Here is a 24,798-nt window from a genome sequence, read left to right on the forward strand (position 1 = left end):
TCCGACTAATCTGTCTAGCTCCTAGTGCCCGTTCTCACCACACAGGAGGTGTGTCATGAGTGTCGTCGATCACCGGATCCGCGCCGAGCGGATCAGCCAGGAGCGCTACATCCAAGCCCCCATCGAAACCGTCTACGACTATGTGACCCAGCCCGACCGCTGGCACGAATGGCACCCAACCTCGTTGAGCGCAGACACCGGTACCAGCGGCTCACTGCCCGTTGGCCAGCGCTTCACCGAAATGATCGACCTGCTGGGGGTACGAGTGCCCATGAGCTACCGGGTGCAGATCGCCGTGCCGCCCCGGGAGTTCAAGACCGTGTTCACCTCCCTCGCCGTGGATGGCAGCATTCACTACTTTCTCCAGACGCGCGGCAGCGGCACCCTGTTTACCCGGGTGCTCAGCTATGAGACCGAGCTGCAGCTCGATACCTTGCAAGCGCGCATGGTGGCGCTGTCGAACCAGGCCATGGACCAACTCAAGCAACGCCTGGAATCGTTCTGAGCTGACAAACTTGTCATCTTTCTCTCAGTTTGCTGACAGCAGCGGACGCTAAGCTCCGAGACTGTCGCGTGCGCGTATAATTTCGAAACATAACCACCTCACCTGCTTCGCAAAAGCGCGGACAATGCGCGCTCTTTGCGCACTCCGTAACCGATGGGACCTGTCTATGAAAACCACCCTGCGCCTGACTTTACTGTCCGCCCTGTTCATGACCAGCCTGGCCCAGGCCGCCGAACTGATCCCAATTGACGTGCATCGCGATGCCAACTGCGGCTGCTGCAAAAAATGGATCAGCCACCTCGAAGCCAACGGGTTCAAGGTCAACGATCATGTGGAAGCCGACATGAGCTCGGTCAAGCAGCGCCTGGGCGTGGCTCCGCGCCTGGCGTCCTGCCATACCGCGGTGATCGACGGCAAGTTCGTCGAAGGCCATGTGCCGGCTGATCAAGTGTTGGCCCTGCGCAAGCGCGACGATCTGTTGGGCATCGCCGCACCAGGCATGCCCATGGGCTCGCCAGGGATGGAAACCCAGGGCATGAGCGATGCCTATCAAGTCATTGGCCTGACCCGCGCCGGCAAAGATGTGGTGGTAGCCGAATACCCGGCCCACTGATCTATGTTTGCAGGCTATGCCGGGCTGTTTCTCAGCGCTTTCGGGGCGGCTACGCTGTTACCGCTGCAATCGGAAGCGGTGCTGGTGGCGCTGCTGCTCAATGGCAGCTACTCGCTGTGGCTACTGCTCGGCATCGCGACCCTGGGCAACGTATTGGGCTCGTTGGTCAATTGGTTGCTGGGCCGTTCGGTCGAGCTGTTCAAGGACCGTCGCTGGTTTCCTGTGAGCGCTGCACAGTTGGAAAAGTCCCGCGGCCATTATCGTCGTTGGGGCCATTGGTCACTGCTGCTCAGTTGGCTGCCGATCATCGGCGACCCACTGACCCTGGTGGCCGGCGTGATGCGGGAGCCGCTCTGGCGTTTTATATTGATCGTCAGCCTGGCCAAGGCGGCCCGTTACGCGGTGGTGGCAATGGCTGTGCATTGGGTGTAACGGTCAATCCCCAGTTAACGCAAGGCAGGTGTGTATGTCCGTACAGTTCGCAGTCATAGATGATTGGCAAGACGTCGCGCGGGACGTGGTGGATTGGTCCGTGCTGGAGGCGGTCGGCCAGGTGCATTTCCTGCACGACTATCCGGCCGATACCGCCACCCTGATCGCTCGCTTGCAGGGGTTTGAGGTGATTTGCGTGATGCGCGAGCGCACGCTTTTCGATCAGGCGCTGTTGCATGGGTTGCCGGCGCTTAAACTGCTGGTCACCGGTGGTATGCGCAATGCGGCCATCGACCTGGCCGCGGCCAAGGCCCTGGGCATCCAGGTGTGCGGCACCGACAGCTACAAGCACGCGGCGCCGGAGCTGACCTGGGCGTTGATCATGGCATCCACGCGCAATCTGCTGGCTGAAGCCAACGCCCTGCGCGCCGGCCAGTGGCAACAAGGGCTGGGCGGCGATCTGCATGGCAAGACCCTGGGCATCCTCGGCCTGGGCAGTATTGGCCAGCGCGTGGCGCAGTTTGGCCAGGTGTTTGGCATGCGCGTGATTGCCTGGAGCGAAAACCTTACCCCGGAACGCGCCGCCGCCGTGGGGGTCACCTGGGTCAGCAAGCGCCAATTGTTCGAGCAGGCCGATGTGCTGTCGATTCACCTGGTGCTCAGCGAGCGCAGCCGTGGACTGGTGGATGCCCAGGCCCTGGGCTGGATGAAGCCCAGTGCACGTCTGGTCAACACCGCACGCGGGCCGATCGTTGATGAAGCGGCGTTGGTCGATGCACTGCGCCATGGCCGATTGGCCGGCGCAGCGCTGGATGTGTTCGGGCAGGAGCCATTGCCGGCGGACCATGAATTCCGCCATCTGCCCAATGTATTGGCCACACCCCATGTGGGCTACGTCAGCGAGCAGAACTACCGGCAGTTCTATGGGCAGATGATTGAAGACATCCAGGCGTGGGCTGCGGGGGAGATACGGCGCGGCCTGAACTGATACAAAACATTAGATATCACCTATAACTCATTGATATATAACTATATTAACTCTTAATAAATCACTTTAAGCACGACCGCGCACCACTATCGAGCAGCACTGCCTCGGCGCCCCGCCAAGAGGCACCCATCCCCTGTGGCGAGCGGGCTTGCCCGCGTTGGACTGCGCAGCAGTCCCCCTCTCGTGCCTCTACGCACCCAGCCATCGATACGATCCCCACCCACCACACCGCCGCAAAAAAGATATTGTCCTACAAATTTTTCCCACAGCCCTTGCAGGCTCTGGGCTGTGTCCTAGACTGATGACCGATGGGTCACGATCAGAACAAAAGCCCCCGCAATAAATCGAAACTTTCCAACTCTGCCGTAGGTCAGGTTTAAGGTAGGACGCACGCCACCGGCGCCAGCCGGACGTCCGCCCATCCAATCTATTTATCAGTTCGGTGCAATTGGCATAAGCCTTGCCAGTCTGTGCAGTGCTAGTGCGCGTGACCGCAGGACGCGGTTGATTTTCGCTGGGGCCTCAGGCGCTCAGTTGACCAACACATGGGAGAGAACAATGATAAGTGCCGCTTCGGGAACTCAGGGACAGCGTTTTAGTCAGCCGGTCGATGGACCAACCACCTTGGTTGACCTTCCCGGCCCAGTGCGGTCGGTGTCGTCGCAAAATCCCAATCGTAAGAAAGTACTGTTTGTGACCTCGGAGCTGGCTGATCTGGTGAAAACCGGCGGCCTGGGGGATGTGTCCGCTGCCCTGCCCCGAGCCATGGCCCACCTGCACGATGTACGGGTGCTGATTCCGGGCTACCGCCAGGTGTTGGACAGCGACAACCCGATCCATATCATCGGCGAACTGGGCGGGCATGCCGCGCTGCCACCGTGCAAGATCGGGCGCATGGACCTCAAGGACGGCCTGGTCATCTATGTGCTGATCTGCCCCGAACTGTACGAGCGTGAAGGCACGCCCTATGGCGCCAACAACGGCCGCGACTGGCCCGACAACCATATCCGCTTCGCCCGCCTGGGCCTGGCCGCCGCCGATATCGCCGCCAACCTCGCGCAAATCCACTGGTGCCCGGATCTGGTGCATGCCCACGACTGGCCAGCCGGCCTGGCGCCGGCCTACATGCACTGGCGGGGTTCGCGCACCCCCACGCTGTTTACCATCCATAACCTGGCCTATCAGGGCGTGGTCAGCCTGGCCTCGTGCCCGGAGCTGGGGATTCCCGAACATGCCTTGCAACAGGAAGGCATGGAGTTCTACGGCAAGATGTCGTTCCTCAAGGCCGGCATGGCCTATTCCAGCCATATCACCACGGTCAGCGCCACCTACGCCCGGGAGATCACCACCCCCGAGTTCGGCTGCGGCCTGGATGGCTTCCTTGCCAGCAAGACCCAGCAAGGCCTGCTCAGTGGCATCCCCAACGGCATTGATGAAAGCTGGGAGTCGTCCACCGACCCACACCTGGACCACCCATTCAATATCGGCGACTGGCAAGGCAAGGCGGTCAACGCCAGCCACGTACGCAAGCTGTTCGGCCTGGACGCGTCCAGCGGCCCGCTGTTTGCCGTGGTGTCACGCCTGGTCTACCAAAAAGGTCTGGACCTGACCGAAGCCGTCGCCGGCTTTATCGTCGAAAACGGCGGGCAAATTGCCATTATCGGCCGTGGCGAGCCGGAAGAAGAACAAGCCATGCGCGCCCTGGCCCTGCGCTTCCCCGGCCGCATCGGCGTGCGGATCGGCTTTAACGAAACCGACGCCCGCCGCATGTTTGCCGGCAGCGACTTTTTATTGATGCCCTCGCGCTACGAGCCCTGCGGCCTGAGCCAGATGTACGCCCAGCGCTTCGGTTCGCTGCCGGTGGCGCGCAATACCGGCGGCCTGGCTGACACCATCGAAGATGGCGTGACCGGCTTTTTGTTCGACGAATCTACCGTCGAAAGCTACGAAGCCGCCCTCGCCCGTGCCTTCAAGGTGTTTGCCTTCCCCGGCCTGCTCAACGCCATGCGCTGCCGGGCCATGTCCGCGCCATTCAACTGGTGCCAGGCGGTGGAACCCTATGCCGAACTTTACGAACAACTGGTAGCGAAAGCGCTGGGAAAATCAGGAAAAGTATAAAGAGGTTAGGATAGATGCCGTCACGGACTCTGGAAACATGGCCCCACGGCGCGATCATGCAGGATGCGCAACACACCCGCTTCGCCCTGTGGGCGCCTGATGCGTTTTATGTCAGCGTCGAGCTGCAAGGGGGGCAGTCGGTGCCCATGCTGCCACAGGCAGCGGGCTGGTTTGTGGCTGACGTGCGCTGTGGGGCCGGTACCCGCTACCACTTTAATATTGATGGCGAGCGCGATGTGCCGGACCCGGCATCGCGCCTCCAGCACGCGGATGTACATGGCGACAGCGTGGTGGTCGATCCCTTGGCCTACCCCTGGCGCCACAGCGCCTGGCAGGGCCGACCCTGGCATGAAGCGGTGATCTACGAGCTGCATGTGGGGGTCCTGGGAGGCTACACCGCTGTAGAGCAACACCTGCCACGCTTGGCCGAGTTGGGCATCACCGCCATTGAGCTGATGCCGCTGGCACAGTGCCCCGGTGAGCGTAACTGGGGCTACGACGGGGTGCTGCCCTACGCGCCGCAAGCGTCCTTGGGCACGCCGGATCAGTTGAAACAGCTGATCGACAGGGCCCATGAGCATGGCCTGGCGGTGATTCTGGATGTGGTCTACAACCACTTCGGCCCCGACGGTAACTACCTGGGGCAGTACGCCAAAGGCTTTTTCCGCGAAGACACCCACACCCCCTGGGGCGCCGGGATCGACTTTCGCCGCCGCGAAGTGCGCGACTTCTTTATCGACAACGCCCTGATGTGGCTCCTCGAATACCGCTTCGACGGCCTGCGCCTGGATGCGGTGCATGCCATCGACGACCCGTCGTTCCTCAAGGAGCTGGCCCAACGGGTGCGTGAGCAGGTGGACCCGGACCGCCATGTGTGGCTGGTGCTGGAAAACGAATTCAACCAGGCCAGCCTGCTGCAGCAGGGTTTCGATGCGCAATGGAACGACGACGGGCATAACGCCCTGCACGTGCTGTTGACCGGCGAGACCGACGCCTATTACGCCGACTTTGCCGACGAACCCACCGCCAAACTGGCGCGCTGCCTGGGCGAAGGCTTTATCTATCAGGGTGAGACCACACGCCACGGTACCCGGCGTGGCGAATCCAGCGAGCACTTGCCGCCCAGTGCCTTTGTGCTGTTTTTGCAGAACCACGACCAGATCGGCAACCGCGCCCTTGGCGAGCGCTTGCATCAACTGTGTTCGCCCCAGGCGTTGCAGGCGGCGACCACCTTGTTGCTGATGTCGCCGATGATCCCGCTGCTGTTCATGGGCGATGAGATCGCCGCCGAGCAGCCCTTCCTGTTCTTTACCGACCATCACGGCGAACTGGCCGAGGCCGTGCGCGAAGGCCGACGCAATGAGTTTGCTGACTTCGCCGCCTTCAGCGACCCCGAGCGCCGCGCGCAGATTCCCGACCCCAACGCGCTGCAGACCTTCGAGCGCTGCATCCCGCAGTTTAGCCAGGCGCCTGCGGCGCTGTATCGCCAGCTGCTGGGCCTGCGCCGGCAACATATCGTGCCCCACCTGCCCGGCAGCATGGCCCTCGGCGCGCAGGTCCTGGGCCAGGGCGCGGTATCGGCCCGCTGGCGGATGGGCAATGGCAGCATCCTGCAGATCGACCTCAACCTGAGCCCGGCCACCCTGCACCATCCGGCCGGCATCACTGAGCTGTTCAGCACCAGCAGCGACCCTGGGTCACTCACGCCCTTCTGCGCCCGCGTCAGCCTGACGCCGGGCGACACCTCATCACCTGTTGGAGAGCACCCTTGAGCGAAGCGCAATTGGAAATACTCGCCAGCCGCGCGGGCCTGGCGGTGGATTGGATCGACGCCAATGGCCGCCCGCAACATGTCAGCGCCGACGCCTTGCGCGCCGTGCTCAATGGCCTTGGCCACCCCGCCGACACCGATGAAGCCATCGCTGCCAGCCTGCAAGACCTGGAGCGTGTGCAACAAGACCGGCATCTGGCGCTACTGCTGACCGTGGACGTCGGCAGCAGCCTCGACCTGGCCGCATACTTTGCTCCCGGCACGCCGTGCCAGGTTTACCTGGAGGATGGCAGTACCCAGAGCCTCGAGCTGGACGCCGAGGCCAACCTGCCCGGGACCCTGCCCGTGGGCTACCAGCGGGTGCAGATCGGCGGCCAGTCCTTCACCCTGGCTGTCGCGCCCCTGCGCTGTTTCAGCGTGGCCGAGGCGGTGGACAGCCAGCCTGCCCGTGCGTGGGGCCTGAGCGCCCAGTTGTATGCCTTGCGCCGTAGCGGCGACGGCGGTTTTGGCGATACCCAGGCCCTGGAACAACTGGCCCGCGCCGCCGCTGAACGGGGCGTCGATGCCCTGGCTATCAGCCCGCTGCACGCAATGTTCAGCGCCGATACCACGCGCTACAGCCCCTACTCGCCGTCCAGCCGGCTGTTCCTCAATAGCTTGTACGCCTCGCCGGGGTGCATCCTCGGCGAGCGCGCAGTGCGCAGCGCTATCGAGTCCACCGGGTTGGCCGATCAGCTGCACGAACTGGAACAACAAAGCCTGATCGACTGGCCTGCCGCCGCCAAGGCCAAGCAACGCCTGCTGCGTGCCCTGTATGAGGACTTCCGCCAGGGCGAGCACCCGCAGCAGGCGGACTTCCTGAGCTTTCGCCAGGCCGGCGGTGAGGCCCTGGAGAACCACTGCCGCTTCGAAGCCATCCAGGCCGAGCGCGCCGCCAACGGCGAAAGCCTCGACTGGCGCCAGTGGCCCGAGGAGTGGCGCGACCCAGGCAGCGCCGCGCTGGCACAATTTGCCGCCGAGCAAGGCGAAGCCATTGGCTTCCACGCTTTTAACCAATGGCTGATCGCCCGCTGCCTTGAACGTGCGCAACAAGCCGCCCGCGGCAGTGGCATGGGCATCGGCCTGATTGCCGACCTGGCCGTGGGTGCCGATGGCGCCGGCAGCCAGGCCTGGAGCCGTCAGGATGAACTGCTGGCTGACCTGACGGTGGGTGCGCCACCGGATATCCTCAACCGTGCCGGCCAGGGCTGGGGCATCTCCGCGTTCTCCCCCGAAGGCCTGAAACGCAACGGTTTTCGCGCCTTTATCGAAATGCTGCGGGCCAACTTCGCCCATGCTGGCGGCTTGCGTATCGACCATGTGATGGGCCTGCAACGGCTGTGGGTGATCCCCAGGGACGCTTCGCCCAAACAAGGCGCTTATCTGTATTACCCGGTGGACGACCTGCTGCGCCTGCTGGCCCTGGAATCCAGCCGACACCAAGCGATTGTGCTCGGCGAAGACCTGGGCACGGTGCCCGAGGGCCTGCGGGAAAAGCTCAGCGCCCGGGCCATGCTGGGCATGCGCGTATTGCTGTTCGAACAGGACCACGGCGGGCGCTTCACGCCGATCCTCGACTGGCCGGATAACGCCCTGGCCACCACCAGTACCCATGACCTGCCGACGCTCAATGGCTGGTGGCACAGCCGCGATATCGACTGGAATGTGCAACTGGGGTTGATCGACGCGCCGACGGTGGAGCAATGGAGCGAGCACCGCCAGCGCGAGCGTGAAGCACTGCGCCAGGCCCTGGTTCAAGACCCGCAGAACTTCCTCGATGAACTGCGCAACGAAACCGACCACATGCTCGATGCCAGCGTGCGCTACCTCGGCCACACCCGTGCGCCGCTGGTGTTGCTGCCCCTGGAAGATGCCCTGGGCGTCGAAGAGCAAGCCAACCTGCCCGGCACCACCGACACCCATCCCAACTGGCGACGGCGCCTGCCGGGGGACGCCGCGCACCTGCTCGACGATGAAAACGCTGCGCGCCGCCTGGAGTTACTGGCGGTCGCCCGTAATCAAGCCCTAGAGCGTGACCGATGAACAGCGTCTTGCTACGAGCCACCCAGCGCCTGCAATTTCACAAAGGCTTTACCCTCGACGATGCGGTGCCGCTGGTGCCGTATTTTGCCCGCCTGGGCATCAGCCACCTGTATGCGTCGCCCCTGCTCAAGGCCCGCGCCGGTTCAATGCATGGCTACGACGTGGTCGACCCGACCACCGTCAACCCGGAACTGGGCGGCGAACCCGCCTTGCGTCGCCTGGTGGCGGCCCTGCGCGCCCATGAGATGGGGCTGATTCTGGATATCGTGTCCAACCACATGGCCGTCGGTGGCAGCGACAACCCCTGGTGGCTGGATCTGCTGGAATGGGGGCGCCTGAGCCCTTACTGCGAATTCTTCGATATCCAGTGGCACTCCCCCGACCCGCTGCTCAAGGGCCAACTGCTGATGCCCTTCCTCGGCAGCGATTACGGTGAGGCCTTGCAAAGCGGCAACCTGCCCCTGCGGTTTGACCCGGTCCAGGGCAGCTTCTTTGTCGAGCACTACGAGCACCGCTTCCCGATCTGCCCCAGGGACTACGGCGATATCCTGCGCCTGCATCCGCCCCTCAAAGAGCTGGCCGACCGCTTCAACGCCCTGGCCTATCAGGCCGATGCCTGGCCCCTGGCCGCCAGCCTGAAACAGGAACTGGCCGTACAGGCGCGCGAGCCCCTGAACCTGACAGCCATCGAGCACATCCTGGCGCTGTTTGATGCGCGCCAGCCCGAGGGATTTTCCCGGTTGCACCAACTGCTGGAGCAGCAAGCCTACCGCCTCGCCAGTTGGCGCACGGCGGCGGATGACATCAACTGGCGGCGCTTTTTCGACGTCAACGAGTTGGGCGGCCTGCGGGTGGAGCGGGCCACGGTGTTCGAGGCCACCCACCGCAAGATTTTCCAGCTGATCAGCGAGGGCCTGGTGGATGGCCTGCGCATCGACCATATCGACGGCCTGGCCGATCCCCGTGGCTACTGCCGCAAGTTGCGGCGCCGGGTGGATGGATTGTCGCCGAGCCGGCACTTGCCGATCTTTGTCGAGAAAATCCTCGGCACCGGCGAAACCCTGCGCGAAGACTGGCGGGTAGATGGCACCACCGGCTATGAGTTCATGAACCAGGTGTCGCTGGTACAGCACGACCCCCAGGGGTTCGAGGCGTTGGCCCAGCTGTGGAGCGAGGCCAGCGAGCGGCCGTTGGCGTTTATCGAGGAAGCCTGGCTGGCCCGGCAACAAATCCTCAACGGCTCCCTGGCCGGGGATTTTGAAAGCGTGGCCCAGGCCCTACTGCAAGTGGCCCGCGCAGATGTGATGAGCCGTGACCTGACCCTGGGCGCGATCCGCCGCGCCTTGCAGGAGCTGATCGTGCACTTCCCGGTGTACCGCACCTACATCAGCGCCTGTGGCCGCAGCGCCGCTGACGAGGCGCTGTTCCAGCAGGCCCTGGCCGGTGCCCGTGGGACTTTGAGCGAAGCCGACTGGCCAGTGCTCGACTACCTGCAACAGTGGCTCGGCGGCCAACTCTGGCGCGAACGCCCGGTGGGGCAGCCGCGCAAGATCCTCAAGCATGCCTGCGTGCGCTTCCAGCAACTGACCTCGCCGGCAGCCGCCAAGGCCGTGGAAGACACCGCTTTCTATCGCTCGGCAGTGCTGCTCTCGCGCAATGACGTGGGGTTCAGTACCGAACAGTTCAGCGCGCCCCTGGCCGAGTTCCATGCCGCCAACCAGCAGCGCCTGCAGGCCTTCCCCGATAACCTGCTGGCCACCGCCACCCATGACCACAAACGCGGTGAAGACAGCCGTGCGCGCCTGGCGGTGCTCAGCGAGTGCGCGCCCTGGTATGCCGAGCAGGTGCAACAGTGGCGCAGGCTGGCGGCGCCCTTGCGCGATGATCCGGCCATCCCCTCGGCCGGCGATGAGCTGATCCTGTATCAGGTGCTGCTGGGCAGTTGGCCACTGGACCTGGGCATTGAGAACACCGACGACTATCAGCAGCGCCTCTGGCAGTGGCAGCAAAAAGCCCTGCGCGAAGCCAAGCTGCACAGCAACTGGAGCGCCCCCAACGATGTGTATGAGCAAGGTGTCGAAGCCTTCCTCAGGCGCTTGCTGCTCGAGCCCGCCGGTCTGACCTTGCGCACCGCGATCCACGCGGCGGCCGAGGCCATCGCCCCCGCCGGCGCGTTGAACGGGCTGGCGCAAGCCTTGCTGCGCAACACCGTGCCAGGCGTGCCGGACCTGTACCAGGGCGACGAATTCTGGGACTTGAGCCTGGTGGATCCGGACAACCGGCGGCCGGTGGATTTCAATGCCCGGCAACAGGCATTGGCGGCAGCACCCGGCGCCTTGCTTGAGCGCTGGCGTGACGGGCACTTGAAGCAGGCGCTGATTGCCCAGGTGTTGAACCTGCGCAAGGCCTACCCGTTGTTGTTTGCCAGGGGGCGCTATGTACCGCTGCAAGTGCTGGGCCGGCATGCCCAACGGATTGTCGCCTTCAGCCGCGAATATCAAGGCCAGTGGCTGCTGGTTGTGTTGCCACGCTGGACCCACGCTCTGCTTGAAAACAGCGCCCAGCCCCGGGTGGATGCGCAGGTTTGGGGCGATACCCGGATCACATTACCGTTCGACGCCACGCAGCAAAATTGGAAGGGACTTTTGCAAACAGGCGCAGTCACACCCAACAAGGAGCTACTGATCAGCGCTGCCCTGGGGGTACTCCCGGTAAATGTCTTTATCCATTCTGACGATCAAGAAAGCTGAAATTTTCTGTGAGGAGCATTGCGATGAGCACCGAAGACAAACGCGTTCGTGAATTCGCGTATCAGATATGGGAGTCCGAAGGTAAACCTGAGGGCCAGGAAGCCCGTCATTGGGAAATGGCCCGCAAGCTGGCCGAAGCCGAGGCCCTGACCCCGAGTAAACCCAAGACCGGCACCAAGGCCAAGGCAAAGCCGGCTGCGGAAAAACCGGCGGTCGCCAAAAAGCCACGGGCGGCGCGTAAGCCTGCCGGCTGATCCACCTTCCCGCAGGAGCCGGCCACCGGCTCCTGCAGCACACTCAACGATTGATCTGACCTGATGTCAGCACGGCCCCGTTCGGCCTGAAAAACCCTGCAGGAGCAACACCATGAGCAAGACACCCGCTACCGAGCCATCGCGCATTCGTGAAGGCTTGCCCTTCCCCCTCGGCGCGACCTGGGATGGTCTGGGGGTCAATTTCGCGCTGTTCTCGGCCAACGCCACCAAGGTTGAGTTGTGCCTGTTCGACGATACCGGCGAAGTCGAGCTGGAACGTATCGAGCTGCCGGAATACACCGACGAGACCTTCCACGGCTACTTGCCCGATGCCCACCCCGGGCTGATCTATGGCTACCGGGTATACGGGGCCTACGATCCCGCCAACGGCCATCGCTTCAACCACCATAAATTGCTGATCGACCCCTATGCCAAGCAATTGGTGGGCGAGCTCAAATGGTCCGAAGCGTTGTTTGGCTACACCATCGGTCACCCGGACGCCGACCTGAGTTTCGATGAACGCGACAGCGCACCCTTCGTGCCCAAATGCAAAGTCATCGACCCGGCCCATACCTGGGGCAACGACCAGCCGGTGGGCACCCCGTGGGACCGCACGATCATCTACGAAACCCATCTGCGCGGCATCAGCATGCGCCACCCTTCGGTCCCTGAAGCGGTGCGCGGTACCTGCGCCGGGTTGATGGTGGACGATGTGCTCAAGCACATCCGCCAACTGGGGGTGTCCTCGGTGGAGTTGCTGCCGGTGCATGCCTTCGTCAATGACCAGCATTTGCTGCAAAAAGGCATGACCAACTACTGGGGTTACAACAGCATCGCCTTCTTTGCCCCCGACCCGCGCTACCTGGCCAGCGGCAAGATCGCCGAGTTCAAGGAAATGGTCGCGCACCTGCACGAGGCCAAGCTGGAGGTGATCCTCGATGTGGTCTACAACCACACCGCCGAAGGCAACGAGCAAGGCCCGACCCTGTCGATGCGCGGCATCGACAACGCCTCCTACTACCGCCTGATGCCTGACGACAAGCGCTTCTATATCAATGACTCGGGCACCGGCAACACCCTGGACCTGAGCCACCCTTGCGTACTGCAAATGGTCACCGACTCCCTGCGTTACTGGGCCACCGAGATGCATGTGGATGGCTTCCGCTTTGACCTGGCGACCATCCTCGGGCGTTATCACGACGGTTTCGACGAGCGTCACAGCTTCCTTGTGGCCTGCCGCCAGGACCCGGTGCTGCGCCAGGTAAAAATGATCGCCGAGCCTTGGGATGTGGGCCCCGGCGGTTATCAGGTGGGCAACTTCCCGCCGGGCTGGGTGGAGTGGAATGACCGTTTCCGCGACACCGTGCGCGCGTTCTGGAAAGGCGATGACGGCCAGTTGGCGGACTTTGCCGGGCGCATGACCGCCTCCGGCGAGATGTTCAACCAGCGCGGACGCCGCCCCTACAGCTCGGTGAACTTCATCACCGCCCACGACGGCTTCACCCTGCATGACCTGGTGTCCTACAACGACAAGCACAACGAAGCCAACGACGAGAACAACCAGGACGGCAGCAATAACAACCTGTCGTGGAACCACGGCGTCGAAGGACCGACCGAAGACCCGGAGATCAACGCGCTGCGCCTGCGCCAGATGCGCAACTTCTTCGCCACCCTGCTGCTGGCCCAGGGCACGCCGATGCTGGTGGCCGGGGATGAGTTCGCCCGCACCCAGCACGGCAATAACAACGCCTACTGCCAGGACAGCGAAATCGGCTGGGTCAACTGGGAGCTGGATGAGGATGGCAAGTCCCTGCTCAAGTTCGTCAAACGCCTGATCAAGTTGCGCCTGGCCTACCCCATCCTGCGTCGCGGGCGCTTCCTGGTGGGCGACTATAACGAGGACATCGGGGTCAAGGACGTGACCTGGCTGGCCCCCGATGGCAATGAAATGACCATCGAGCAATGGGAAGACAGCCAGGGCCGTTGCCTGGGCATGTTGATGGATGGGCGCGCCCAGGAAACCGGGATCCGCCGGCCGGGGGCCGATGCTACGCTGCTGTTGGTGGTCAATGCGCACCATGACCTGGTGAACTTCCGCTTGCCCCAGGTGCCGGATGGCGGTTTCTGGACCTGCATGGTCGATACCAACCAGCCGGCCGTGCGCGGCCAGGAACGTTTCGATTTTGACCATGAATATGCCGTGACCGGGCGCTCGCTGCTGCTGTTCGAGCTGCAACACGAGGAAGAGGTGTGAAATGGATTTACACGGGTTTCTGCAACGCAATCGCCAGGGTCTGGCCGATACCGAGGGCCTTGGTCAGACCCTGAGCGCCATGGTGGCGGCTGGCCTGGATCAATTGCCATTGCCGGGTGGCGGGCAGACCCTGCTGCGCTTCAGCCTGCTGGCTCAGGTGGCCGGGCACAACCTGAGCCTGTGCAAGCTGTTCGAAGGGCACACCGACGCGCTGGCAATCATGGCCGACCTCAACAGCGCGGCGCCGCCGGCGGGCAGCACCTGGGGCATGTGGGCCGCCGAACCGCCGACGGCACGGGTGCAGGTCAGGCGTGAGGGCTCCCAGTACCTGCTGCATGGCCGCAAGGCCTGGTGTTCCGGGGCCGGGGTGGTCAGCCACGGGTTATTGACCGCCTGGGATGCGCAGGAGCGCCAGCAGTTGGTCGCGGTGCCAATGGACCAGCCGGGGGTAACAGTGACCGCCGAAGGCTGGAACGCCGTGGGCATGGGCGCTTGCGCGAGTGTCGATGTGACGTTCGAGAACGCCGTGGCGCTGGCCGTAGGCGCCCCAGGGGATTACCTGCAACGCCCCGGCTTCTGGCACGGCGGGGTTGGTATCGCCGCCTGTTGGTACGGCGCGGCGCAGCGCTTGGCCGAGGCCCTGCGTGAACACTGCGATCAACGCGAAGAGCCCCATGCGCTGGCGCATCTGGGCGCGGTGGACATGGCCTTGTACGCGGCCGCTACGGTGCTGCGCACGGCTGCCCGGCAAATCGACGATCAGCCCCAGGCCAATGCCCAACTGCTGGCACGCCGCGCGCGGGCGGTGATTGAGGCGGCCGCCAACCAGGTCATCCATCACACAGGCCGGGCTTTGGGCGCCGGGCCTTACTGCAAGGATGAACACTTCGCCCGGTTGATGGCCGACTTGCCGGTGTACTTGCGCCAAAGCCATGCCGAGCGTGACCTGGCGGCCCTTGGCAAGAAGGTGGCGATCCAGTCCGGAGGGACGTGGCAATTATGAAAGCCAACCCCATTGTCGGCCAAGGCACCCTGCTGCGGGCCTGGCAAGGTTCAGCCCGGGTCGCCGGCCTGCCCGAGGTCAATGTGGCGCAACTGGTGCCTGAAGGTTGCCGCGCCGTGATAATCGCGCCCCATCCGGATGATGAAGTGCTCGGCTGCGGCGGCCTGTTGCAAGGCTTGGCCGCGCTGGGCCGCGAACTGCTGCTGATCTCGGTGACGGATGGCTGTGCCAGCCACCCCGGCTCGCCCCGTTGGCCGCAGCAGCGTTTGCGCGAGGTGCGCCCGCAGGAGTCGGCCGAGGCCTTGCAGCGCCTGGGTTGGCATCAGCAACGCCTGACCTGGCTGCGCGGCGGTTTTAGCGACAGTCAGGTGCAGGCCCGGGAATCGGCGCTGACTGAATTTATCCAGCGGCACCTGCAACCGGACGATGTAGTGTTCACCACCTGGCGCGAAGACGGGCATTGCGACCACGAAGCGGTGGGGCGCGCCAGTGCCCAGGCGGCCTTGGCGGTCGGTGCGCGCTTGATTGAACTGCCGGTGTGGACGTGGCATTGGGCAACCCCCGAAGACCCACGGGTGCCGTGGCAGCGCGCACGCAAGATTGCCCTGGCCCCCGCCGCCGTCGCGCGCAAGCGTCATGCCCTGCACGCCTTCACCAGCCAGCTGGAAGGCGACCCCCAGATCGACTTGCCGCCCGTCTTGCCGCCCCACGTGCTGGAGCGGCTGTTACAACCTTTTGAAGTGGTGTTTGTATGAGTGTGGCCACGGCTTACTTCGACCAATTGTTTGTGGATAGCGACGATCCCTGGGCCTTCCGCCAGCGCTGGTACGAGCAACGCAAGCGCGCCTTGACCCTGGGGCTGCTGACCAAGCCCCGCTATGCCTCGATTTTCGAACCCGGCTGCGCCAATGGCGAGCTGAGCGCCGAACTGGCGCCACGTTGCGCGCGTCTGCTGTGCTGTGACACCGCCGCTGCCGCAGTGAGCCTGGCGCAAGCGCGCCTGCAAGGGTTCGCCCATGCCCAGGTCGAGCAACGTCGCTTGCCTGCTCAATGGCCGGGCGGCAGGTTCGAACTGATCGTGCTGAGCGAGTGGTGCTATTACCTCGACCATGACGACCTGTGCCTGCTCGTCGAGCAGATCCTGGCCGCGCTGACCGACGATGGCCAGGTCCTGGCCTGTCACTGGCGCCCGGCTATCGACGGTTGCCCGCAAACTGCGGAACAGGTCCACCAGGTGTTGCACCAACGCCTGGGTATGTCGCGCCTGGCGCAGGTGGCTGACAGTGATTTCCTACTCGACCTGTGGTCTCGCGAAAGCGCCTCGGTCGCCCATCTCGAGGGCTTGCGATGATCGGCATTCTGATCCCGGTGCATAACGAAGAGGCGCTGCTGCCTGAATGTCTGAAGGCCGCGTTGATCGCCGCCAGCCATCCCGGGTTGCTCGGTGAAGAAGTGCAGATACTGGTGGTGCTCGACAGTTGTACCGACCGCAGTGCGGCCATTGCCGAGACGTTCGGCGTACACAGCCTGAGCGTCGAGGCGCGCAATGTCGGCCAGGTGCGGGGCATGGGCGCTCGGCATCTGCTCAACAATGGTGCCCGCTGGATCTCCTGTACCGATGCCGACAGTCGTGTTGCCACCGATTGGCTGGTGGCGCAACTGGCGCTGGGCGTGGATGCGGTGTGCGGCACCGTCACGGTGGACGCCTGGAGCGATGGTTTCGACCAGGCGGCGCAGATCCGCTATCACCAGTCCTACCAGGCCTGTGACGGGCATCGGCACATCCATGGGGCCAATCTGGGGGTCAGCGCTGGCGCCTATGTGCGGGCTGGCGGGTTCGAGCCCCTGCCCTGTCATGAAGATGTGCAACTGGTACGCCAGTTGGAGCGTTGCGGCGCAACCATTGCCTGGAGCCACGCGCCCCAGGTCATCACCAGTGCGCGCCTGGAGTGCCGTGCGCAAGGCGGATTTGGCGACTATTTGAAGGGGCTGATGCAGCCTTCCTGAAATAAATACGATTTTACCCGGCCGGAGCGCGACGAATCCCCGCCAATGAACAATACTCAGATATGGCAATCCAGGATTCGGAACGCCAGCGTGCCGTACAGGCCTGGCGCCTGCGCGACAAAAAGGAGAGTCGACCCGTCAACGGGATACGACCTTCATCAAACGGACAAGGACGTGACATTGATCAAACCCGCCCCCCTGCACGACGGGCGCCGCGTGCCGGCGCAAATCTGGAACAGTGCGCCGCAGCTGGCGCAAATCCCGACCATCAGCCCTTCTCTACTGGTGCCCCCTGGCTCACGCGTGGTGGTAGTTGCTCCGCATCCTGGGGACGAAGTGCTGGCCTGCGGCGGTTTGCTGCAACTGTTCAGTGCCCTGGATTACCCTCTGAAGTTGATCTCGATCACCGACGGCAGTGCCAGCCATCCAGGCTCCAATCAATGGTCGGCGCAACGCCTGAGCGTGTTCCGACCCCAGGAAAGTGTCGAGGCCCTGCGCCGCCTGGGCTTGCCCTTGCACAGCCTGAAATGGATCCGTGGTGGCTTTTGCGACAACGCTTTGGCCTCCCACGAACAGCCCTTGAGCCAGTTTATTGCGCGCTACCTGCAACCCGGCGATGTGGTGTTTACCACCTGGCGCAATGATGGCAATGACGACCACGATGCGGTTGGCCGTGCCACCGCCATCGCCTGTGCGCTGACGGGCGCGCGCCTGCTGGAGTTGCCGATCTGGGCCTGGCACTGGCCCGCCCGCGAAGCCGGGCGCATGCCCTGGCAGTGCGCGCGCAAGGTGCGCCTCGACACCTGGAGCGTGGCGCGCAAACGCCATGCCGCCCACGCCTACGCCAGTCAGTTGCTCGGCGACCCGCTGATCGGCCTGGCGCCCATGCTGCCACCGGTGTTGCTGGAGCGTATGCGTGAGCCCTATGAGATCGTGTTCCTGTGACACAGGTCTATACCTGTTAACTCTGACAGTGGCGGCCCCTCCCGGCGGTTGCTAACGTGGAACAAGCACTGCACAGGTTCAAGTGCAGTCGAGATAGCCATGCCAACCCCTTGCATTGGCGATGTTTTACGAAACAGGAAACCGGTTGTCCCTTATCGTTATCGTGCTTTTTTGCGTTGTCATGGTCCGGACCGTGCCTGCCCTTGGGGGCGGCGGGACGACATCTTCCATCGAGCGAGGATAGATCATGAGCACACGGCGATATGTGCGGCGGTACCTGGGCGCCTGGCTAACCAGCGCGGCCCTGATGGGGACTTTCCCGCCAGCCACCTATGCGGCCTGTACCCCGGTGATCACTGCGGGTGACGACACCACCCTCTGCGACAGTGGCACAGCACCCGGTTTTACCGACCTCAATGGCAATAATGCCCTCAGTCTTCCCAGTGTTGGTAATGGCGCGATCACCGGCACTGTCACGTTTGGCGACGGCCATGATCAGGTGCAAGCCCAGTCAGGCAGCATGGGCGCCTTGAACATGGGCAATGGCGCGAATATTTTCCGCGCGGACCTCAATGCGGTGGTGGGTGCAGTGACCCAGGGCGATGGTGCCGACACGGTGCAGATCAGCGGCGGCACCGTGGGCGCGATCAACCAGGGCAACGGCATCGACAACTATGCGCAAAGCGGCGGGCGCGTGGCCAGCGTGGCCCAGGGCGATGGCCGCGATACGTTCTATATGAGCGGTGGCGAGATCGTCGGGGCATTCGAGGATGGCGACGTGGCCACCCAATCCGCCGGCACCATCGGCCGGGTGGATATGAAGCTCGACAACAACTTCTACACCCTGCTCGGCGGGCGGATCAACGGCAACCTGGTGACTGGCTTTGGCTTGGACACCATCGCTGTTTCCGGGGGGTATATCGGCGGCAACGTCAGTGTCAGCGGTGGCGACGACCTGTTCACCCTGACCGGCGGCGTGGTCAATGGGCAGGTGCTGATGAGCTTCGGCAACGATCAGTTCTACTGGACCGGGGCAGGCACGGTCAATTCAGCGGTCAATATGGGCGCGGATAACGACAGGGCATTGCTGCAAAACCTGACACAGGCCCTGCTCTCTTCCACGCCTCTGGTCGATGGCGGCGTGGGCACCGACACCCTGGTCTTCGATAACACCCAGGCAGCCACCGCAGAACGCTACGTCAACTGGGAAACGGTCAACCTGGACAACGGCTCGCGCTTTACCTTGGCGCAGGATTTCAAACTGGGGGATAGCGGCAGCGGTACCGGCAGCTTGAATATCGACGGCAGCAGTGTGCTGCTGGTCAGCCAGGGGGCCATCAGCCCATTCACGGCCGGCCAGTTGGCAAGCCTCAACAACAGCGGCCTGATCGACATGACAACCGGCAGTACCGGCGCCACCGACAGCCTGACGGTAAATGGCACCTACACCGGCAACAACGGGCAGATGGCGCTGCAAAGTGTGTTGGCCGGCGATGGTGCCGCCAGTGACAAACTGGTGGTGAACCAGGGCTCGCTACTGGGCACCACGACCCTCAACGTCAGCAATCTGGGCGGGGCCGGCGCCGAGACCTTGAGCGACGGCATCCAGGTGGTCGAAGCGCGCAACGGTGCGACGGGCAGCGACCGGGCCTTCAGCCTGGCAGGCGGTTCGGTGTCCGCCGGAGCCTTTGAGTACTTCCTGTTCAAGGGCGGTGTCAGTGCCGGCTCCGAACAACAGTGGTACCTGCGCTCAGCCATTGTCGCGCCTCCCCTGCCCGAGCCGGAGCAGCCCCCGGTGCCGTTGCCGGTGCCTGGCGAAGGAACGCCGGTTGACTTGCCAACGCCGGTGCCCGGTGAACCGCCGATCCCGATCTACCGCCCCGAGGTACCGGTGTATTCGACGCTGTTTCCGGCGGCGCAGCAGACCGTCCGGGCCATGCTCGGGACCTACCACGAACGCATGGGCGATCAGAGTCGCCAGACCGCCACCGGCTCATTCCCGGCAGGCTGGGGCCGGGTTTACGGCAGCAGTAGCCGCCAGGCCTACGCCGGTACCGTCGCCCCTCGGTTGGACGGTTCGGTCAGCGGCTTCCAGGTGGGCAGCGATGTCCATGCCTGGACCACTGGCAATGGCCAGACCCAGCGGCTGGGCTTCTTCGTCGGGCATAGCCGACTGAGGGGTAATGTCGATGGGTTCAACCGCGGATGGCAGCACCTGGATGCTGGCAACACCACATTACGCGGCGACAGCCTGGGCCTGTATTGGACGTTGCTCGACCCGTATGGCTGGTACGTCGATGTGGTGCTGATGGGCACCCGCCTCAATGGCAGCAGCGAATCCGATCGGGGGCTCAAGCTCAAGACCAAAGGTCACGATGTGCTGGGCTCGGTGGAAGCCGGCATACCGCTGCAGGTCGGGCAACACTGGGTGTTGGAGCCGCAGGTGCAACTGATCGCCAATAAAACCAGGTTTGATAGCCAGAATGATGGGGTGTCCAAGGTCGGGTTTTCCGCGGACACCGCCATCACCACCCGGCTCGGGGCCCGATTGCGCGGCAGCTATACCCTGGCCGCGATGCCGGTCCAGCCCTATATCCGCACCAACCTCTGGCACGGGGCATCCGGGACCCATCGTGTGCGATTCAATGACGCCACGGACATTGATACCGAGCAGAAATCCACCACCCTGGACCTGAGTGCCGGCGCAACGCTGCAGGTTTCCAGCAGTGTCAGCGTGTATGGCGAGGTGGGTTATGCGCGCAACCTCGACAGCAACGCACTGGATGGGCGCAAGGGCACCCTGGGCCTCAGGATGGAGTTCTAGCGCAACGGATTATTGGAACACCTGGGCTTCACCATCGACGGTGGCGCTTATCCAGCGTGGGTCCATGGGGTCGCTCCACACCGAGCGCGGCGGCGTTCCTCCATCGCTGATCAGGATGCGCCTGCCAGACTGGCTCCACTCCTGCATCCGCGCCTTGAACTGGGCCGGGTAGTCTGCCGCCCGGCAGGTGATACCGGCCCAGGGGTCGACGACCCATGCCTGATCCCACTCCGGCCCCACAAACCCTTTACTGCGGGGCTGGCCCGGGGGGCCGCCGACGACCGCGAAGGTATGTCCTTTGACTTGCGCGATACGGGCATCGCCGCCACTGGCATTGATCGTATCAACGGCGACCTTGGCCATCTGGTCACAATTGCCGGCGCCGGTCTTCAGGACCATTTCGGAATAATTGGGCGCCCCCGTGCGGGTGTACAGCCAACCCACCACTTCTGTGGCCGTCGCGTTGCGCGTGGCCTCGCCGGCAAGCCCAGGCACCTGTTGATTGGCTGAGCGAATGCCCGTGGCCTGGAACTGCTCGTCTACCGCTTTTCTCGCACCTTCTGCATACACACGGTTCTGTTGTTCCGCCGGCAACTGGGCGAAGCCAGCTGGCTTGTTGATCGGCGCCAGTCGGATCGGTTTGGCCGCCACTACCACATGTCCGGGGTTGTTTCCCGATGCGTACACTGCCATCAGGACTTCGCGTTGTTTCTCGGGGGACAGGCCTTGCAGTACGCTGGCAAGATGGTTGATTTCGGCAGGTGACATAGGCTCGTCGGCGACGATTTTCTTGATCAGCGTCTCCAGGCTGGGCAGTACCACCAACTGATTGTCCGGGAGGCCCTGCGCCGCTAAACCGTAGATATCCTTGTATTGGTCGTAGAATTTGATGAATTCGACATCCAGCGCATCACTGCGGGTCATCCGGTGAAAATCCAGCTGCCCGTTGCCTGTCAGCTCAGCGTAATAGTGCACGCCGGTATCAGCCTCGACCACCACGTACTGGTGGCCACTATGGTTGACTTTGACCCCCCTGATGACGCGCTGGTCATTACTCAGGTCGCTGATCGCATCCATCTTGACCACCACCGTTTCCTGGTTGATCGCCCGGGGCACACCAAAATCGTCATAGCCAAAATCCGCTTCGTTGACCACGCTGCCGGTCGTGCGAGGTTTATAGGTCACAGGTCCTACACTCGCCATCGGTAGCAGTTCCTGGTTGCCCGCCTCATTGACGCGGTAACGACGGTGCTCATGGATGACCGTGCGCGGCCCTTTTCCTGGGCCGGCCCGCGGGATCAGTCGGCGATGCTCGAGTGCTTGTGCGTCCTGAAAGACCGGCGTGCCTCCTGGCTCGATCTGTTTGGTGTAGCACAGGTCATTCAGGTCCCGCTTGGATCGCCGGCCCCCGCCGCCACAGGTCATCACCAACCCTTCAAGCGGCTCGGTATCCTCCGGGCCGCCCAGTTTGATCAGGCTGTCGGGCTTTTTCGGGTTGTAGCGATAGACATCATCACCGATAACCAGGTCGCTGTACGTGTGCCGATGCAGGACTCGGACCTGGTCACCGGAGAGGCCTTCGGGGACCCGCAAGGTCAGGCCCTGCGCGACGGGCCTGGGGGTCAGGGGGATCTTCGGGGTAATGTCGTAGCGGCCTCTGCCGGGCAGTTTAAGGAAGCCGGATTGCTTGACCTTGGCAATACCGGCCTGGAGATTGCTCAGGCCCGTGCGCCCAGACTTCATGAGCCTGCCCCCCAGGCCATTGATCGCGGGCATCACCGGGTCAAGCGGGTTGAGATTGTGCGCCACGGAAACCGCGAACTTCTTCACCAGGGGCAGAAATTTTGGCAGCAGTGCCCTTACGCCAATCTTGCCGGCCGTGGACAGGAGGCGCACCGAGCCCGCGGCGAACTTGCCCGCCGGCCCGGCGAAGGTCAGCAGGCCATCGACCACCAGATCCTTGATGCCCTCCTTGGTATTGCCTTTGACCAGGTTTTCGATGCCACTCCAGAACGGAACAACCATCTGACCGACGCCTTTGACCCGATCCCAAAAGGCGTCGTCGTTTTTATGGGCCGCGCTTTCCCGGGCCGGGTCCGACTCCGCCCACTGCTTGAGCGTGGTTTCATCGACATAAAACAGATCCGTGGTAATGGCCTTGGCGATCTCCACTGAGCGTTCGGACGCCAGGGTGTGCGGCACCGCACCTGTCGACGGATTGCTCGCCGCTGAAAAGTGCGCGAGCTGTTGCGGGACCACGATGGAAAAGCTCTTGGGTTTGGGGCCTTTGCCGGCCTTGTAATCCGCCCACTGTTGCTTGAACTCGGCCCTGCTGTCGGAGCGGGTGTGGCGGACTACCAATTCTTCAGAAGGCTCACCCTCAGCGGAATGGTCAATTGAAATGAAATCCTTGCCATAGCGTTTATCGGTGGGGTTGTAGGACTCCAGGATCGGCTTCAAGTCGTCGCGCCGCCGGGCGATACCCTTGACCGGATTCACTTCGTAGTAGTTTGTCTCGCCCTTGTATTTGGCTTTGAGAATAAACGCCGGGCGTGTGACAGCGGCCTTTTTCTCCTCGGCGGTTTCATTGGGGCCGCCGGGTTTTGTCCGCAGGGCATACAGCGTTACGTCACCCCGTTCGATCGCCTCGCGGTCCTTTAGCGGCAACTGGGTCAACTGGCTGCGGACAAGCGTTCCGTAGGCGACCTTGGTATCGGCCAGGTATTTGTCAAACGCCCCCTGGAACTGGCCTTCATCATAAACAGGGTATTGATAGTTGACGTCCGAGGGGGTGATTTTCTCACCACTCATGTGCCTGTACAGAGCAAAAACAGGACTGATCAGGCTCAGCACCTCGGTCCGGGAAGTGCCCTTCTGCATCCGTTCGAAATAGTCTTTGCGCATCGGCACGTCGGCCGCCATCTGTTGGGTCGCCGCGACCACGCTATCGATATGGGCGTCCAGTGCAGTGGCTGCCTTATTTATATCTTCCTGCGAATAGCTTTCCTTCTGTGGGAGCACCCCTTGCGTCACCGCCCATGCCAGAACCGCCGGGGTACGGGTCGAGGTTATGAGCGCCCACTCACCGTCCGTTGTAGCTTGCTCGCTGAGCTTGCCAGGCAGATCGACCAGTTGTTGAAAGCCCATGCGCCGCGACGAGCCCGGCGCGATCGTTTCAGCCAGACTGACGCCTTGCTGGAAGTTCACCCACACCGCCGACCCTCGGTAAGGTAGATCCGCTGGCGTATCACGCACGGCAAAGTCGGGCGGGAACAGGGGTTGCAGAATATAGGCCGCCAGATGGGCCTGATCCCCGGAAAGCTGCCGTGAATCGACCAGGTGTTTCCTGAACGCGGACTTTATCGACGGGTAGCTTTGGCCCCACTGGTCACTCGAGGCCAGATTAAAGCCGGCAACCTGCCCGGGTTGGCGCGTCTGCAGCGGGTCCAGACTCAAGGCCAGGGCCTTGAGCAACAGCTTGACCTTGACTTCGGGCGTTATGACGCCATCGAGGGGGAACTCGGCCCCGCCCAGGGTTTTTAACAACTGCTGAACCCGTTCATTGGCCTTGGGCGATTTGAGTATCAGCTCCAGCACGGCGGCCGGCGTGCCCTGGGCTTTTTTCAGAGCCTGGGGCGGGAGGTCTTCGGTCAGCTGGCTGAGCAACGGTTTTTTGTACTTGGCCTCTTGCTCGGCAACCCAGGCCTGGATAGCGGGCTCATTGCGCTTGTCCAGCAAGCCATCCATATCACTGGACGGATCATCCAGGCCCAGGCTGATTTCGCTACGCGCATCTTGCGCAGCGTCAATCGCCGCTTGCACCTGCTCGGGTGTCTTGGGGTTGGAGGGTACTATCCCGTAAAACGCGAGCATGTTATCCAGCCGATTGGTCCCCGGTTGGGTCGAGCCATTGGCGGGTATCAGCGGCGAGTCTTTGTTGAGAAACAAGCTTTTATTGACGACGGCATTCGGGGTTTGCAGCGCGTGCAGCACCCGTAGTATTTCGTCCAGATCACCGAGCTTTCCCCGCACTTGCGCCTGGTGTGAGGGAGTCGCTTGCGCAGGCGGTTGCACCAGCGTCAGGCCGGCACTGCCTTCGCTGGGTGGTGGCGTGTCGGAGCGTGACAAGGTGGGAGCAGCAGGCGCAAATCGTGGGTTGAGGTGGACAGGCGTCATGATGGTTCGTCTCTGGCAGTGATACACAGGCACAGCGACGAAACGAAGGGGGACTGGGAAACTGCGCCTGATCGCT

17 protein-coding genes are annotated in these 24,798 nt (G+C 63.1%); 16 read left to right on the plus strand and 1 reads right to left on the minus strand.

Annotation, left to right across the window (positions count from 1 at the left end; translation table 11 throughout):
• Positions 1-55 precede the first annotated feature (55 nt).
• The 16 genes from HBO24_RS01285 to HBO24_RS01360 all read left to right on the plus strand — a co-directional run bounded on the left by HBO24_RS01285 (position 56) and on the right by HBO24_RS01360 (position 20,546).
• The gene (locus HBO24_RS01285; RefSeq protein ID WP_057436584.1) at positions 56-505 is read left to right on the plus strand and encodes an SRPBCC family protein; all 450 of its coding nucleotides are present in this window, start codon (positions 56-58) and stop codon (positions 503-505) included.
• A gap of 166 nt (positions 506-671) precedes the next feature.
• Complete coding sequence (locus tag HBO24_RS01290; protein WP_057959482.1) at positions 672-1,118, plus strand: DUF411 domain-containing protein; 447 nt, start codon at positions 672-674, stop codon at positions 1,116-1,118.
• Positions 1,119-1,121: 3 nt separating this feature from the next.
• Positions 1,122-1,550: a YqaA family protein gene (locus HBO24_RS01295; protein ID WP_057436587.1), complete on the plus strand. Its 429-nt coding sequence runs from the start codon at positions 1,122-1,124 to the stop codon at positions 1,548-1,550.
• 34 nt (positions 1,551-1,584) lie between these two features.
• Positions 1,585-2,538 carry a D-2-hydroxyacid dehydrogenase family protein gene (locus HBO24_RS01300; protein ID WP_170059166.1) on the plus strand — a complete coding sequence of 318 codons (954 nt, stop codon included), beginning with the start codon at positions 1,585-1,587 and terminating at the stop codon, positions 2,536-2,538.
• Positions 2,539-3,096: 558 nt separating this feature from the next.
• On the plus strand, positions 3,097-4,656 hold the full coding sequence (gene glgA / locus HBO24_RS01305) for a glycogen synthase GlgA (RefSeq protein WP_057436591.1): 1,560 nt from the start codon (positions 3,097-3,099) through the stop codon (positions 4,654-4,656).
• A gap of 14 nt (positions 4,657-4,670) precedes the next feature.
• Complete coding sequence (gene treZ, locus HBO24_RS01310; RefSeq protein ID WP_057436593.1) at positions 4,671-6,428, plus strand: malto-oligosyltrehalose trehalohydrolase; 1,758 nt, start codon at positions 4,671-4,673, stop codon at positions 6,426-6,428.
• Positions 6,425-8,509, plus strand: coding sequence for a 4-alpha-glucanotransferase (gene malQ / locus HBO24_RS01315; RefSeq protein WP_170059167.1), 2,085 nt, complete (start codon positions 6,425-6,427; stop codon positions 8,507-8,509). Before treZ ends, malQ begins: the two co-directional genes overlap by 4 nt.
• Complete coding sequence (locus HBO24_RS01320) at positions 8,506-11,259, plus strand: malto-oligosyltrehalose synthase (RefSeq protein ID WP_170059168.1); 2,754 nt, start codon at positions 8,506-8,508, stop codon at positions 11,257-11,259. Before malQ ends, HBO24_RS01320 begins: the two co-directional genes overlap by 4 nt.
• Positions 11,260-11,282: 23 nt before the next feature.
• A complete protein-coding gene (locus HBO24_RS01325; protein WP_057444084.1) occupies positions 11,283-11,513 on the plus strand; it encodes a DUF2934 domain-containing protein in 231 nt (76 codons plus the stop codon).
• A 112-nt stretch (positions 11,514-11,625) separates the two neighbouring features.
• Positions 11,626-13,767, plus strand: coding sequence for a glycogen debranching protein GlgX (gene glgX / locus HBO24_RS01330; protein WP_170059169.1), 2,142 nt, complete (start codon positions 11,626-11,628; stop codon positions 13,765-13,767).
• A gap of 1 nt (position 13,768) precedes the next feature.
• Positions 13,769-14,770, plus strand: a complete 1,002-nt coding sequence (locus tag HBO24_RS01335; protein WP_170059170.1) for an acyl-CoA dehydrogenase family protein — start codon at positions 13,769-13,771, stop codon at positions 14,768-14,770.
• Positions 14,767-15,525 (plus strand): PIG-L family deacetylase, encoded by a 759-nt coding sequence (locus HBO24_RS01340; protein ID WP_170059171.1) that lies wholly within the window; start codon positions 14,767-14,769, stop codon positions 15,523-15,525. Before HBO24_RS01335 ends, HBO24_RS01340 begins: the two co-directional genes overlap by 4 nt.
• Positions 15,522-16,121 (plus strand): SAM-dependent methyltransferase, encoded by a 600-nt coding sequence (locus HBO24_RS01345; RefSeq protein ID WP_169960332.1) that lies wholly within the window; start codon positions 15,522-15,524, stop codon positions 16,119-16,121. Before HBO24_RS01340 ends, HBO24_RS01345 begins: the two co-directional genes overlap by 4 nt.
• Positions 16,118-16,777 carry a glycosyltransferase family A protein gene (locus HBO24_RS01350; RefSeq protein WP_057436603.1) on the plus strand — a complete coding sequence of 220 codons (660 nt, stop codon included), beginning with the start codon at positions 16,118-16,120 and terminating at the stop codon, positions 16,775-16,777. Before HBO24_RS01345 ends, HBO24_RS01350 begins: the two co-directional genes overlap by 4 nt.
• A gap of 183 nt (positions 16,778-16,960) precedes the next feature.
• Positions 16,961-17,722, plus strand: coding sequence for a PIG-L family deacetylase (locus tag HBO24_RS01355; protein ID WP_170059309.1), 762 nt, complete (start codon positions 16,961-16,963; stop codon positions 17,720-17,722).
• 247 nt (positions 17,723-17,969) lie between these two features.
• Positions 17,970-20,546 carry an autotransporter outer membrane beta-barrel domain-containing protein gene (locus HBO24_RS01360; RefSeq protein WP_170059172.1) on the plus strand — a complete coding sequence of 859 codons (2,577 nt, stop codon included), beginning with the start codon at positions 17,970-17,972 and terminating at the stop codon, positions 20,544-20,546.
• 9 nt (positions 20,547-20,555) lie between these two features.
• On the opposite strand, the gene HBO24_RS01365 is transcribed toward HBO24_RS01360, so the two are convergent.
• The gene (locus tag HBO24_RS01365) at positions 20,556-24,293 is read right to left on the minus strand and encodes a hypothetical protein (protein ID WP_170059173.1); all 3,738 of its coding nucleotides are present in this window, start codon (positions 24,291-24,293) and stop codon (positions 20,556-20,558) included.
• Positions 24,294-24,798: the final 505 nt, after the last annotated feature.

This window comes from Pseudomonas sp. WS 5410 (assembly GCF_012985645.1).
In the GTDB taxonomy this organism is placed as follows: domain Bacteria; phylum Pseudomonadota; class Gammaproteobacteria; order Pseudomonadales; family Pseudomonadaceae; genus Aquipseudomonas; species Aquipseudomonas shahriarae.

What these genes read in the sequence shown, in the direction of transcription:
- HBO24_RS01295 (WP_057436587.1), top strand. Translation starts at nt 1,122, where the DNA reads ATGTTTGCAGGCTATGCCGGGCTGTTTCTCAGCGCTTTCGGGGCGGCT.
- HBO24_RS01300 (WP_170059166.1), top strand. Translation starts at nt 1,585, where the DNA reads ATGTCCGTACAGTTCGCAGTCATAGATGATTGGCAAGACGTCGCGCGG.
- HBO24_RS01320 (WP_170059168.1), top strand. Translation starts at nt 8,506, where the DNA reads ATGAACAGCGTCTTGCTACGAGCCACCCAGCGCCTGCAATTTCACAAA.
- HBO24_RS01345 (WP_169960332.1), top strand. Translation starts at nt 15,522, where the DNA reads ATGAGTGTGGCCACGGCTTACTTCGACCAATTGTTTGTGGATAGCGAC.
- HBO24_RS01365 (WP_170059173.1), bottom strand. Translation starts at nt 24,293, where the DNA reads ATGGATGGCTTGCTGGACAAGCGCAATGAGCCCGCTATCCAGGCCTGG.
- HBO24_RS01325 (WP_057444084.1), top strand. Translation starts at nt 11,283, where the DNA reads ATGAGCACCGAAGACAAACGCGTTCGTGAATTCGCGTATCAGATATGG.
- glgX (WP_170059169.1), top strand. Translation starts at nt 11,626, where the DNA reads ATGAGCAAGACACCCGCTACCGAGCCATCGCGCATTCGTGAAGGCTTG.
- HBO24_RS01290 (WP_057959482.1), top strand. Translation starts at nt 672, where the DNA reads ATGAAAACCACCCTGCGCCTGACTTTACTGTCCGCCCTGTTCATGACC.
- HBO24_RS01340 (WP_170059171.1), top strand. Translation starts at nt 14,767, where the DNA reads ATGAAAGCCAACCCCATTGTCGGCCAAGGCACCCTGCTGCGGGCCTGG.
- HBO24_RS01335 (WP_170059170.1), top strand. Translation starts at nt 13,769, where the DNA reads ATGGATTTACACGGGTTTCTGCAACGCAATCGCCAGGGTCTGGCCGAT.
- glgA (WP_057436591.1), top strand. Translation starts at nt 3,097, where the DNA reads ATGATAAGTGCCGCTTCGGGAACTCAGGGACAGCGTTTTAGTCAGCCG.
- HBO24_RS01360 (WP_170059172.1), top strand. Translation starts at nt 17,970, where the DNA reads ATGAGCACACGGCGATATGTGCGGCGGTACCTGGGCGCCTGGCTAACC.
- treZ (WP_057436593.1), top strand. Translation starts at nt 4,671, where the DNA reads ATGCCGTCACGGACTCTGGAAACATGGCCCCACGGCGCGATCATGCAG.
- HBO24_RS01350 (WP_057436603.1), top strand. Translation starts at nt 16,118, where the DNA reads ATGATCGGCATTCTGATCCCGGTGCATAACGAAGAGGCGCTGCTGCCT.
- HBO24_RS01285 (WP_057436584.1), top strand. Translation starts at nt 56, where the DNA reads ATGAGTGTCGTCGATCACCGGATCCGCGCCGAGCGGATCAGCCAGGAG.